The sequence below is a fragment of the Nocardioides marmotae genome (genome assembly GCF_013177455.1).
GTDB lineage: Bacteria > Actinomycetota > Actinomycetes > Propionibacteriales > Nocardioidaceae > Nocardioides > Nocardioides marmotae.
The window spans coordinates 846,722-858,808 of record NZ_CP053660.1; the positions used below are offsets into that span (position 1 = coordinate 846,722).

The 12,087-nt window shown below is 74.9% G+C and carries 14 protein-coding genes; 8 read left to right on the top strand and 6 right to left on the bottom strand.

The annotated features are described in order from the left end of the window. Positions 1 to 61: 61 nt before the first annotated feature. The 6 genes from HPC71_RS03995 to HPC71_RS04020 all read left to right on the top strand — a co-directional run bounded on the left by HPC71_RS03995 (position 62) and on the right by HPC71_RS04020 (position 4,189). Positions 62 to 1,060, top strand: a complete 999-nt coding sequence (locus HPC71_RS03995) for a DUF222 domain-containing protein (RefSeq protein WP_154613808.1) — start codon at positions 62 to 64, stop codon at positions 1,058 to 1,060. Then, positions 966 to 1,331: an HNH endonuclease signature motif containing protein gene (locus HPC71_RS21230; RefSeq protein ID WP_171896130.1), complete on the top strand. Its 366-nt coding sequence runs from the start codon at positions 966 to 968 to the stop codon at positions 1,329 to 1,331. Before HPC71_RS03995 ends, HPC71_RS21230 begins: the two co-directional genes overlap by 95 nt. A 665-nt stretch (positions 1,332 to 1,996) precedes the next feature. Next, complete coding sequence (locus HPC71_RS04005) at positions 1,997 to 2,488, top strand: hypothetical protein (protein ID WP_154613810.1); 492 nt, start codon at positions 1,997 to 1,999, stop codon at positions 2,486 to 2,488. Then, positions 2,455 to 2,853 carry a TraR/DksA family transcriptional regulator gene (locus HPC71_RS21035; RefSeq protein ID WP_253943888.1) on the top strand — a complete coding sequence of 133 codons (399 nt, stop codon included), beginning with the start codon at positions 2,455 to 2,457 and terminating at the stop codon, positions 2,851 to 2,853. Before HPC71_RS04005 ends, HPC71_RS21035 begins: the two co-directional genes overlap by 34 nt. Positions 2,854 to 2,939: 86 nt before the next feature. Further along, complete coding sequence (locus HPC71_RS04015; protein ID WP_154613811.1) at positions 2,940 to 3,467, top strand: metallophosphoesterase family protein; 528 nt, start codon at positions 2,940 to 2,942, stop codon at positions 3,465 to 3,467. Continuing rightward, complete coding sequence (locus HPC71_RS04020) at positions 3,464 to 4,189, top strand: hypothetical protein (protein ID WP_154613812.1); 726 nt, start codon at positions 3,464 to 3,466, stop codon at positions 4,187 to 4,189. Before HPC71_RS04015 ends, HPC71_RS04020 begins: the two co-directional genes overlap by 4 nt. On the opposite strand, the gene HPC71_RS04025 is transcribed toward HPC71_RS04020, so the two are convergent. The 3 genes from HPC71_RS04025 to glgA form a co-directional block, all read right to left on the bottom strand. Beyond that, positions 4,111 to 4,872, bottom strand: coding sequence for a hypothetical protein (locus HPC71_RS04025; RefSeq protein WP_171896132.1), 762 nt, complete (start codon positions 4,870 to 4,872; stop codon positions 4,111 to 4,113). The two genes, HPC71_RS04020 and HPC71_RS04025, sit on opposite strands and share 79 nt — an antisense overlap. 19 nt (positions 4,873 to 4,891) lie before the next feature. Then, positions 4,892 to 5,317, bottom strand: coding sequence for a hypothetical protein (locus HPC71_RS04030; RefSeq protein ID WP_154613813.1), 426 nt, complete (start codon positions 5,315 to 5,317; stop codon positions 4,892 to 4,894). Positions 5,318 to 5,424: 107 nt separating this feature from the next. Then, positions 5,425 to 6,612, bottom strand: coding sequence for a glycogen synthase (gene glgA, locus HPC71_RS04035; protein ID WP_171896133.1), 1,188 nt, complete (start codon positions 6,610 to 6,612; stop codon positions 5,425 to 5,427). Between the two features lie 36 nt (positions 6,613 to 6,648). Between glgA and HPC71_RS04040 the strand changes: the two genes are divergently transcribed. Then, positions 6,649 to 7,905, top strand: coding sequence for a glucose-1-phosphate adenylyltransferase (locus HPC71_RS04040; protein WP_154613814.1), 1,257 nt, complete (start codon positions 6,649 to 6,651; stop codon positions 7,903 to 7,905). Between the two features lie 7 nt (positions 7,906 to 7,912). Here the strand turns inward: HPC71_RS04040 and HPC71_RS04045 are convergent, their stop codons facing one another. After that, positions 7,913 to 8,503 carry a mismatch-specific DNA-glycosylase gene (locus tag HPC71_RS04045; protein ID WP_171896135.1) on the bottom strand — a complete coding sequence of 197 codons (591 nt, stop codon included), beginning with the start codon at positions 8,501 to 8,503 and terminating at the stop codon, positions 7,913 to 7,915. A 58-nt stretch (positions 8,504 to 8,561) separates the two neighbouring features. Here HPC71_RS04045 and HPC71_RS04050 point away from each other — a divergent pair, with 58 nt between their 5' ends. Continuing rightward, positions 8,562 to 9,044, top strand: a complete 483-nt coding sequence (locus HPC71_RS04050) for a hypothetical protein (protein WP_154613816.1) — start codon at positions 8,562 to 8,564, stop codon at positions 9,042 to 9,044. A gap of 55 nt (positions 9,045 to 9,099) precedes the next feature. On the opposite strand, the gene HPC71_RS04055 is transcribed toward HPC71_RS04050, so the two are convergent. After that, positions 9,100 to 10,407 (bottom strand): phosphodiester glycosidase family protein, encoded by a 1,308-nt coding sequence (locus HPC71_RS04055; RefSeq protein WP_154613817.1) that lies wholly within the window; start codon positions 10,405 to 10,407, stop codon positions 9,100 to 9,102. A 19-nt stretch (positions 10,408 to 10,426) separates the two neighbouring features. Next, positions 10,427 to 12,007 (bottom strand): alpha/beta fold hydrolase, encoded by a 1,581-nt coding sequence (locus HPC71_RS04060; protein ID WP_154613818.1) that lies wholly within the window; start codon positions 12,005 to 12,007, stop codon positions 10,427 to 10,429. Positions 12,008 to 12,087 lie beyond the last annotated feature (80 nt).

The following is a 12,087-nucleotide window of genomic DNA, read 5'->3' on the forward strand; positions in this document are numbered from 1 at the left end:
ATGCGGTCTGACCTGGGGAAACAGCGCTTCGACTGTCGGTGGTCGGTGCTTGAGTAGACCCATGGCCAAGGACGCCCGACACCACGCACACACCGTGTGCCGGGCTGTCGCGAAGTCCCGGAAGAAGACCCGCGCAGCCGCCACAGCGGACCTGTGGTCGATGTCGGACGAGGACGTCGAGGCCACCCTCCTGGAGGCCGAGAAGCTCCGCGCGCAGGCCGATGCCCTCGCACTCCGCCTGGTCGCGGAGGCCGACCGGCGGCATGCCGGCGAACGCGCCGGTGCAACCGACACCGCCTCGTGGTGGGCCCACCGGACCCGGCAGGAGCGGCGGGTGGCCAAGGGCCGGGCCCGGCTCGCGGAGTCCCTCAACCGGCACGAGCCCACCTCGGCCGCGCTGGTCGAGGGCGCGATCTCCATCGACCACGCCCGGGTGATCACCTCCTGTGTCGATCGGCTGCCCGAGGACCTGGAGGACCCCACCGTCCCGGCCCGTGCCGAGCAGCACCTCCTCGACGAGGCGGCGCATCTCGACCCGAAGACGCTGGCGGTGCTCGCCAAGCACGTCCTCACCGTGGTCGCTCCCGAGGTCGGTGAGGCCCGGGACGCCCGTGCCTTGGAGCGGGAGGAACGGGAGGCCCGCGCGAACGCGTGGCTGACCATGTGCCCCGACGGGAAGGGCTCGGTCCGCGGGAAGTTCTCGATCCCCGAGCTGCACGCCGCGATGCTCCACAAGACCCTGCTCGCGTACGCCGCACCGAAGCATCAAGCCGCGACCCGCACCGAAGATCCCGACGCGGCCGAGGAGATCGAGCGCCGGCCATCACCGGAACGGATGGGGGATGCGTTCTGCGAGCTCCTCGAACGGCTCCCCACCGACACGCTCCCCAGGCTCGGCGGCCTCAACGCCACCGTCGTCGTCACCCTCGATCACGAGTCCCTCGGCGGTGGGCTCGCGCCGGGGGGTGCTCGACGACGGCGGCGTCATCTCTGCCGCCACCGCCAGACGCCTCGCATGCGAAGCCGGACTCATCCCGGCCGTCCTTGGCACCAGGTCTGAGCTGCTCGACCTCGGCCGGAAGACGCGGCTGTTCTCCGGGGCTCAGCGGCGGGGGCTGAACCTGACCCAGCCGACCTGCACCGCGGAAGGTTGCGACTGGCCGGCCCATCTGTGCCACGCCCACCACGACCAGCCCTGGTCCAGTGGCGGCACGACGGATCTCGCCAACGCCCGCAACCTCTGCCCGCGTCACCACGCCCGGATCCACGACCCGGCCTTCGAGACCAGCCACCTCCCCGACGGCAAGGTCGCCTTCCACCGGCGGACATAGGCCGACCAGCCGACGGACCAGGTCCGCCCCGCAGTCAGATCCCTCGACCACCGCAACCACGGCGGTCGACCCCCGCCCACCGCGAGCCGAGAAGCAGCCGCGCCCAAGCACCCGCACCCCAGCGGCGCGCAACCACGTCCTTCTCAAACTCCTTCAACAACGCACCACCCGCGGCCGGACGACCACCCCGAGGCCCTGCGCACCTCACCGGGCCTCGACACGCTCGCCAGGGCTCGCTGCTCGACCAGCGGAGGCAGGGCGCATCCCTCGACCGCCTCAACCACAACGGTCGACCCCCGCCCACCGCGAGCCGACAGGCAGCCGCGCCCAGGTGCCTCGACCACCCCGATGCCCTGCGCACCTCACCGGGCCTCGACACGCTCGCCAGGGCTCGCTGCTCGACCAGCGGGTGGCCGCCAGGGCTCGCTGCTCGACCAGCGGGGGTGGCCGCCAGGGCTCGCTGCTCGACCAGCGGGGGTGGCCGCCAGGGCTCGCTGCTCGACCAGCGGGTGGCCGCCAGGGCTCGCTGGTCGACCATCGAGGGTGGCCGCTACGGATCGCTGCTCGATCAGCGGAGCAATTAGGCCTGCCGTCCGCGCTCGATCCGGTCGAGACCAGCCGTCGGGAGGAGTGTCCGCGACAAGCTGTCCGGGTACCGCCTGCGCATGTCGATCCTCACCCTCGCCACCCGGACCGCGTCGGTCATCCGACCGCTGTCGGTCCCCGTGCGCGGGCGCCTCTACCGCCGCGGGCTGGACCAGCCTGTCGGGCACGCGTACTTCGACCGCGCCGGCACCGACGACGTGGTCGTGACCGAGTCCCGCGAGGCGAGCCTCCTCGGGCCGCAGGCGCCGGTGCGCGGCCTGACCGTGCATGTCGAGCGCGGCGCGGGCGAGGCGGACCTGACCTTCGTCCTGGCCGCCACCACGTGGAGCCGGGTCAGCCGACGCGTGCGCCCGGAGGTGCCGGGGCTGGAGTGGACGATGACCGGCGTGCTGGCCGACCCGGAGGCGGCCGACGGGGCCGACGGGGGAGAGCCGCTGCTCGTCGCCGCCCGGATGGTCGGCGGGCACACCGCGGAGCTGGCCGTGGCCCGGCAGGGCCAGCCGTGGCAGGAGTTCGGGTGCCTGCTCATCAGCGCCCAGGCGACGGCCTGACCGGCGACGCCGCCGACCACGCCGACGGCGACCACGCCGAGGCCGAGGAGCGGCTGCGGGCCGAGCACGCCCTGGTCAGCCGCCGGCTCGTGGCCCTGCGCGGCGACTACACCGGCATGGTCGAGGCCTCGCGCGACACCAACGCCGACGACGAGCACGACCCCGAGGGCGCGACCATCGCCTTCGAGCGCTCCCAGCTCGACACCCTCGTGCAGCAGGCGGTGCGCCGCCTGGCCGAGATCGAGGCGGCGCTGGACCGGCTGGCGGCCGGCACGTACGGCGTGTGCGAGCGCTGCGGCCGCCCGATCCCGGCCGAGCGCCTCGAGGTCCGCCCCGAGGCCCGCCGCTGCGTCGCCTGCGGATGACCCGGTGACAACCCGGTGACAGCCCGACGCACATCCACGACGACCCGAGCACCCCGCCGACGCTGGGGGAGGAGGCCCGAGGACCGATGGACCTGGTGATCATGGCCGACACCCACCTGCCCAAGCGGGCCAAGGACCTGCCCGCCGCGCTGTGGGCGGCGGTCGAGGCGGCCGACGTCGTCGTCCACGCCGGCGACTGGGTCGACGAGGCCACCCTGGACCGGCTCGAGGAACGCTCCCGGCGGCTCGTGGCCTGCTGGGGCAACAACGACGGCCCGGGCCTGCGGGCGCGGCTGCCCGAGGTCGCCCGGGTGGAGCTCGACGGCGTACGCCTCGGGGTCGTCCACGAGACCGGCGGCCGGCAGGGGCGCGAGGCCCGCGCCGACGCGGCGTACCCCGACCTCGACGTGCTCGTCTTCGGGCACAGCCACATCCCCTGGGACACCACCACGCCCCGAGGCCTGCGGCTGCTGAACCCGGGGTCGCCCACCGACCGTCGGCAGCAGCCGCACTGCACCTACCTGACCGCCCGGGTCGCCGACGGCGTCCTCGGCGACGTCGCCCTGCACCGGCTCCCGCCCCGCACCGCCACCGCCCCTCGGAGGACGTCGTGAGATCCACCAACACCCTGTCCGCCCTGCCCGCCCGGGTCGGCGGCGCCGTCATCGCCACCGCCGTCCGCGGCCTCGCGGCCGCCCGGCCGGCGGAGAAGCCGATGCACCCGGTCGGCCGGGTGCTGCGCGGGCGCCTGGAGCGGCGCGGGGTCGAGCCCGGCACGGGGGTGCGGTTCCTCGACGAGCCCGGGATCGACGAGGTGGTCGCCCGGGAGTCCAAGGGGATCGGCCTCCCCGAGGGCCTGCCCGACATCCACGGCCTCGCGATCAAGGTGCCGCTCGGCGGGGCGAGCCCCGCCGAGGCCGCCGAGGAGTCGGTCGAGCACGGCCGCCGGCACGCCGACGTGCTGCTCTCGACCAACGGCTGGGGTCCGGTGAGCCGGTTCCTCGTCGTGCCGTCCGCGGGGATGACCACGCGTCCACTCACCACGCTGTTCCCCTACCGGGGTCCGCAGGGCGCGGTGCTCCTCGGTGCGCGGTACGTCGCCGAGCACCACGTCGAGCTCGCCGTCGCCGGCCTCCGCTCGGGCTGGCGGGTCTTCGCCGACCTCCACCTCGAGTCGGTGGACCCGGACAGCGCCGCCGAGGACGACCCGGCGCTGGAGTTCGACGCGATCCTCAACGAGCTGCCGGGCCTGCCGAACTACCCCTGGGTGCGCCGCGTCCGGGCGCCGTCGTACGCGATCGCGCGTCGCTCCCGCCGCTCCAGCGACCAGCAGTAGCGGCTGGTCGGCGCCAGGTCGAGGCCGCGGTCGGCCCCGAACCGGGAGACGCTGGCCATCATCTGCTCCATCCGCGAGCGCAGCTCGGCGTCGTCGCCGCCGGTGCCGTAGAACGCGTGCAGGTCGGTGGTGGCCGCCATCGGGAACAGCTCCTCCACGATCGCGCTGACGTACGGCGCGTCCGCGGTCACCGGCGCGACCACGACGTTCTGCAGGTAGCCGAAGGTGCCCTGCGTCGCGATCGCCACGGGGGTGTGGTCGACCAGCCAGCGGTGCCGCCACTCGGCCTCGTCCAGCTCGGCCGGGCGGCGCAGCACCGCCACGTTGGCCAGGGCGTCCGCGCGCACCCCGTCCGGCACCGCGGGCGGCTCCAGCGGCCGGCGCTGCTCGACCTCGTAGCCCGCCAGCCTCGCGCCGGACCCGGCGACCGCGCCGGCGAGCGCGTCGGTGACCGCCCCGATGACCGCCCCGGTGGCCGTGTCGCCGGTCCACACCGACACGACCGCGCGGACCGGCCCGTCGGGGGAGGCGATCCGCATCGCGTCGGCGACCGGGTCGTCGTCGAGGTTGACCTGGAGCCGGCCGGCCCCGAGAGCGGCGAGCCGGTCCCGGAGGCCGCCCGCGAGGAGGGCGTCGCGCAGCGGTCCGCTGCCGCCGAGGAGGAGGTACACCAGGGTGGTCACCGGCGGACCGTAGCCACTCCTAGGTGGTCGCGGGAAGGGTCGCCTCCTCCATGGGGACCGCGACCACGTCCTCGTCGGTCGCCAGGTGCACGACCTCGGCGGGCATGCCGGCGGTGCGGGCGGCGGCGTAGAGGGTCGCGGCCCAGGCGCGGTCGTCGTCCTCGATGCCGTGCACGCCGGGCCGGGAGCGGAGGAAGGCGACCCGGACGCCGGCCGGGAGCGGCCCGTCGCGCAGGTGGCCGAGCAGCCGGCCCAGCTGAGCGGCCACGTCGGCGGGCGGCGGCCCCTCGCAGTCGTCGATCTCCGTCAGGTGGGCGAAGGGCCGGCCGTCGGGGCCGACGAACATCAGCCAGGTGCTCGCGCGCGTCCAGCCGAGCGGGCGCATCAGCGCGCGCCAGGCTCGCTCGACGTCGGTCTGGGTCTCGATCACGGGTGCGAAGGTCATGGCGCGAGCCTGCGCCGATCGCCCCGGGCGTGCTCGCCCGTGACCGTCGCCTGGGGAGGAGCACGCCGAGGCGCGCACCTGTGGACGACAGGTGGCCAGGAGACGGCTCAGATGACGGAGCGGTAGACCTCGACCGTGCGCTCGGCGATGGTGTCCCAGTCGAAGGCCGACCGGGCCCGCACGCGGCCCGCGCGGCCCATCTCGGCGGCGCGGGCGGGGTCGGTGGCGAGCTCGGTCAGCGCGGCCGCGAGGTCCGCGACGTACCGGTCGGGGTCCACGGGCGTGCCCGTGCCGTCGGTGGCCTGCTCGATCGGCACCAGCAGGCCGGTCTCCCCGTCGACCACGACCTCGGGGATGCCGCCGGTGGCGGTGGCGACGACGGCGGTCTCGCACGCCATCGCCTCGAGGTTGACGATGCCGAGCGGCTCGTAGACCGACGGGCAGGCGAAGACCGTGGCCGCCGACAGCAGCGCGACCACGTCGGCGCGGGGCAGCATGTCGCGGATCCACACCACGCCGGTGCGGGTCGCCTGCAGCTCGGCGACCAGCGCGACGACCTCGGCCTCGATCTCGGGGGTGTCCGGCGCGCCGGCGCACAGCACCACCTGCACCTCGGGCGGCAGCGCGGCGACGGCGCGCAGGAACCACGGCAGCCCCTTCTGCCGGGTGATCCGCCCGACGAAGACCACCGAGGGCCGGTCCGGGTCGAGGCCGTGGCCGCGGACCCGGTCGGGGTCGGTGACCGGCGACCACAGGTCGGTGTCGATGCCGTTGTGGACGACGTGGACGCGGGCCGGGTCCACGGCGGGGTACGCCGCCAGCACGTCGTCGCGCATGGCGTGGGAGACCGCGACGACCGCGGCAGCCGCCTCGTAGGCCGTCCGCTCGGCCCAGCCCGACACGGCGTACCCGCCGCCGAGCTGCTCGGCCTTCCACGGCCGCAGCGGCTCCAGCGAGTGGGCGGTGACGACGTGCGGGACGCCGTGCAGCAGGCCGGCGAGGTGACCGGCGAGGTTGGCGTACCAGGTGTGGGAGTGCACCAGGTCGGCCCCCGCGCAGGCGTCGGCCATGGCGAGGTCGACCCCGAGCGTGCGCAGTGCCGGGTTGGCCCCGGTGAGCTCGGCCGGCTCGGCGTACGAGGAGGTCCCCGGCTCCTCCCGCGGCGCGCCGAAGGCGCGGACCCGGGTGGTCAGGTCCTCGCGGCGGCGCAGCGCCCGGACGAGCTCGGCGACGTGCACGCCGGCCCCACCGTAGATCTCGGGCGGGTACTCCTTGGTCAGCACATCGACTCGCACGGGCTCGAACCTACTGCGGGGGTCTACGCTCGCCGCATGCGCGCCACGTCACGCAAGAAGGTCCTGGCCATCGTGCTCGCGGGCGGGGAGGGCAAGCGGCTGATGCCGCTGACGGCCGACCGCGCCAAGCCGGCCGTGCCGTTCGCCGGGATCTACCGGCTCATCGACTTCGCGCTCTCCAACGTCGTCAACTCCGGCTACCTCAAGGTCGTGGTGCTGACGCAGTACAAGTCCCACAGCCTCGACCGGCACATCTCGCAGACCTGGCGGATGTCGACGATGCTCGGCAACTACGTCACCCCGGTGCCGGCGCAGCAGCGGCTCGGCAAGCACTGGTATCTCGGCAGCGGCGATGCGATCTTCCAGTCGCTCAACCTGATCCGCGACGAGCGGCCCGACACCGTCGTGGTGGTGGGCGCCGACCACGTCTACCGGATGGACTTCGCCCAGATGGTCGCCCAGCACTGCGAGAGCGGTGCGGCGTGCACGGTCGCGGCCATCCGGCAGCCGATCGGGATCGCCGACCAGTTCGGCGTCATCGACGTGCACCCCGAGGACCCCACCCGCATCCGCGACTTCCTGGAGAAGCCGGCCGACCCGGTCGGCCTGCCCGACAGCCCGCACGAGGTGCTGGCCTCGATGGGCAACTACGTCTTCGAGGCCGACGCGCTCGTGGAGGCCGTGACCCGCGACGCCACCACCACCGGCTCCAAGCACGACATGGGCGCCGACATCGTCCCGGCGTTCGTCCGGCGCTCCCAGGCCGCGGTCTACGACTACCGCGACAACGTCGTGCCGGGCGCCACCGACCGCGACCGCGGCTACTGGCGCGACGTCGGCACCATCGGCACCTTCTACGCCGCGCACATGGACGTCGTCTCGCCGCTCCCGGTCTTCAACCTCTACAACTTCGACTGGCCGATCTACACCTCGTACGGTCCGCAGCCTCCGGCCAAGGTCGTCCAGGGCGCCGACGGCGCACCGGCCCGCGTCGACGAGGCGGTCCTCTCACCCGGCTCGGTCGTCAGTGGCGGCACGGTCCTCCGCTCGGTGATCTCCCCGGCCGTCGGCGTGGCCGCCGGGGCGGTGGTCGAGGGGTCGGTGCTGATGCAGGGCGTGCGGATCGGGCCGGGCGCGGTGGTGCACAACGCGATCCTGGACAAGAACGTGGTCGTCCCGGCCGGCGCGCGGGTCGGCGTCGACCACGAGGAGGACCGCGCCCGCGGCTTCCACGTCGAGGACGGGCTCGTGGTCCTCGGCAAGGACCAGCCCTTCCCCGACCCGCAGGGCTGAGCCGGGGTCAGCGCTCCGGGAGGATGCCCGCGGCGCGTGCGGGGGCGGCGTACGCCTCGGCGAGCGAGGCGACGGTCTCGTGGGCGTTGAGGCCGCTGGGGTTCGGCACGACCCACAGCTCCGCGCCGGCCAGCGGCTCGGGCTGCCGGCCGGGGACCGCCTTGGGCAGGGAGAAGGCGGCGCGGTACGCCGTGATGCCGGCGACGGCGACCACGTGCGGGCGGGTGCGGCGGACGGTCTCGACGAGCGCGAGCCCGCCGGCGCGGTACTCCTCGGCGGAGAGCTCGGAGGCCTTCGCGGTCGCGCGGCGGACGACGTTGGTGATCCCGATGCCGCGGGAGCGCAGGTGCTCGCGGTCCTCGTCGGTCATCCCCGCGGCGGGGTCGATGCGGCGCTCGACGATGCCGGCCGCCAGCAGCGCGGGGTAGAAGCGGTTGCCGGGGTGGGCGAAGTGGGTCTGGGTGGCCGCGGTCCACAGGCCGGGGTTGATCCCGACGAAGAGCAGCCGCAGCTCCGGGCCCTCCGGCCCGGGCAGCAGGTCGGGCACCTCCCGGTCGCGGAAGGACTCCAGCTCCGCGCGGGTGAAGGACGAGGGCACGCCCCGAGCATGCCAGCGGCGGGTGGAACGCCCGCGGCGCGGGTACCGTCCCAGCGGTATGCGACGTCATCTCGGAACCCTCGCCCTGTCCGCCGTCCTCGCCCTCGCCGTGGGCTCGACCGCCGCCTGCGGGGAGGCCGACGGCGATCCGTCGGAGAGCGCCGTCGCCGGCATTCCCAGCCCCACGCAGGAGACGGTCGACCCCCTCGACGCCGACGGCGTCGAGAGCGTCGAGATCAAGCTGGTGCGCGGCACCGACGTCGGCGGGATCGTCACCGCCGAGGCCGTCCCGGTGACCGAGGAGGCGGACCTCGAGGCCTTCCTCGAGCAGTTCGACCCCGCCTTCGCCGAGCAGGTCCGCACCCGGGTGGGCCAGGTGGTGCTCGGGGAGGAGCAGGGCATCCTCGCGCAGGTCGTGGCGGTGGGCTGCGAGTCGCCGACCTCGGCCACGCTGCGCGGCAACGCCATCCAGACCGACGTGCCGAAGTCCTCCGAGGAGTGCCGCGCGCCGGTCACCACCGTCGCGCTCGCCGTCGCCTGACCGGTCTCCCGACGGCCCGTCGCCCGGCGCGGCAGCCCGGGGGTCAGGCGGGGGCTCAGCCGCCCGGCGGGCGGTAGCGCACCTGGAGGCCGTTGGCGACCTTGCGCAGGCTGCCGTCGGAGGGGGCGTTGACCACGCCGAGGCGACCGTCGGCGCCGCGGGTGATCATCGTCGTCGAGCCGCCGCCGTCGAGGTTGAGCGCCTCGTCGGCACCGAGGTCGGCCATCGTCGCGGCGAGCTCGACCATCGTCGCGCCGCGGCTCCACGTCCAGCGCCCATCGACGACCAGGACCAGCACCTCGCCGGTGTCGCGGTCGATGCCGATCGCGGTCCGCGGGTGCATCACCCGGTCGTCGACCACCTCCACCAGGCCCTCGCGGATGAGCACCTTGTTGCCGCTGATCGCCATCCGCGGCCCGCCCTGGAGCCCCCACGTCACGTCGAGCCGGGCCCCCTTGCGCAGCGTGCCGAGCGCCTTGGCTCCCGGGCCGCGCCCGACGAGCAGCACGCCGCGGATCGGCTGGCCGCTGGGGAGCTTCGCCCGGGTGCGCACGACCTTGCCGCCGCGCACCAGCACCATCCGCACCCCGCGCTTCTGCCCGCTGGTGACCCGGTAGCCCGAGGTGGTGCCCCACGCGGCGGTGTAGATCCCGATCCCGCCGGGCTCCACGAACGGCGAGTTGAGGTTGGTGATCCGCAGGCCGGGGCGTTGCTTGACGCTCGCCCGCAGCGGCACCTCGCCGATCCAGGGCCGGCCCTGCCGGTCGACGGCGAAGGAGGAGGTCCAGCCGGACAGCCGGGCGTGGAGCACGCCGCGCTCGACGTCGCGGCCGGTGCCGAGCGGAGCGCCGGTGTCGCCGATGTCGAAAAAGTCGCCGTTGACCCCGGCGACGGTGCCGGGACCGTTGTACGCCGGGGAGAGCAGGGTCGGGAGGGTGGCGGTGCCGGAGACCCGCCGCGGGCCGGCGTAGTCGAGGGAGACGCCGGGGACCGACGGGTCGACGGTCAGCAGCGAGAACCGTTGCGCTCCGCGCGGGTCGGCCTCGTCCCAGCGGGTGAGCGTCACGCCGGGCGAGACCGTCGAGCGGACCGGGTCGGTGCTGGTGGCGGCGCCCTGCCGGAGCAGCCGCGGGAGGACCGGCGCCAGCAGGCCCGGCTGGCCGTCGGAGGTGTGCGCGGGGCCGCGCTCGGCGCGGAGGTCCGGCCCGCTGCCCGGCGTACTCCCGGGGTCGCGGCGGAGGTCGCTGGGGAGGTCGTTGCGGGCGTGGTCGGGGGCGCTCCCGGGGCCGGCCGCGGCGGCCGCGGTCACCAGGCTGAGGGCAGCGGCCAGGGCGCCGGCGGTCAGGGAGAGTCGGGCGCGCACCCGCGCAAGGCTAGGCCGATCACCGGCCGACCACCGGGAGATGGACGACTGTGTCCTCGATCGTGACCACCCCGGGCAGTCGCGACCCCATGACGAGGAAGGTGTCGGAGACCGGCGTGACCATGAGGTAGAGGTTCTGCCCCTTCGGCACGTCGACGGCCACCGACGGCAGCGCGACGCGACGGCGCTCCCCGAGGACGGGGGCCGGCTCGTCGATGGGCAGCACGTTGTTCTGCACCAGGCGGGCGTCCAGTGGGCTGGTGCCGACGGCGAGGCCGTAGAAGGCGCGGTTCTGCACGCCGAGGGCGGTCATCTGGCCGGTGAGGTACGGCGTGCCGGCGACGCGGATCGGGCCGGCGGCGACCGGGTAGGACAGCGGGGTGCCGACGCCGGTGAGGGTGGCGACGGTGCCGACCTTCCGGGTGGTGTTCGCGGCGGGGGAGGTGATCGTCGTGCAGCGGTCGCCGGGAGTGGCCAGGTGCATCCGCCCGAAGCCGCGCAGCGAGGTGGGCCGGCCCCGGAGGACGTGGTCGAGGAAGCGGACGGAGAGCTTCTCGAAGTCGCCGCCGGCGAGCTTGCGGCTGCACGGGTCGGTGTCGGCGCTCGTGCCGGCCGGGAGGATCGCGGGCAGGACGTGGCCGCCGTTGTAGCCGACGAAGATGCTGCGCTCGCGGGCGCGGGCGGTCATCGCGCTGCGCCAGTTCCGGAAGCCCTGCTCGAGCGGGAAGAGGCCGTCGGTGGTGCCCTGGCCCAGCAGCATCGGGATGTCGAGGCGGCGTCCGCGGTCGACGTGCCACTTCGGACCGTTCTTGCGGAAGAACCGCACCATGTCCTCGGTGCCCGGGATCGAGCCGTCGGGCCACACGCCGAGCGCCGCGCCCTCGATCAGCGCCTTGTAGACCGTCGGCGGAAGCGCGTCGCTGAGCAGGGACGCGGCGCTGAGCGCGAGCGCCCACTCGGTGCGCACGACACCGTTCGGGGCCAGGCTCTGGCTCAGGTCGTGCCAGGTGATCTGCGGGACGAGGGCGTCGAAGACCGGGGTGCCGCGGGTGCGGAGCAGCTCGAAGGCACCGAGGTACTGGTAGCCACCGCCGTAGCTGCCGCCGACCGCGCCGAGCCGGGGGTCGCCGGGGCCGTCCTGGCGCACCCACGGCAGTCGGGCGACGACGCCGACCAGGGCGCGGACGTCGCGGCCCTCGAGGGCGGGGTTCTCGACGTGGGCGTGGCCACCGGACTCCCCGAAGCCGCGCTGGTCGAAGGTGAGCACGCCGTAGCCGGCGTCGAGGTAGGCCTGTACCTCCGCCTGCTCGGCCCGCTGGCCGCCCCAGCCGTGGCTGTGCATCACCATCGGGACCGGGCGCCGGGCGGAGGCGCGCGCCGGCTTGAAGATCGTGTAGCAGATCTCGACCGGGGCCGTCCCGCCCGGATCGGGCACGCTCGCCAGGCACGCGTCGCGGGCGGTCACCCCGCCCCCGGCCGGGGCGGCGGCCGCCGCTGGGGTGCTCGCCGCCGGGGCGGTCGGGGCGACGGCGACCCCGCCGGCCAGCAGGGCGAGGGAGGCGGCGAGGGATGCGGCGAGGGTGACGGCGGTACGGCGCATGGGAGCCCTGTCGGTCGGCGGCGGGTCGGAGGGGTGCGGCGCCTCGTCAACGCTCGATGGGCCCGCCGGGTCACGGCCGG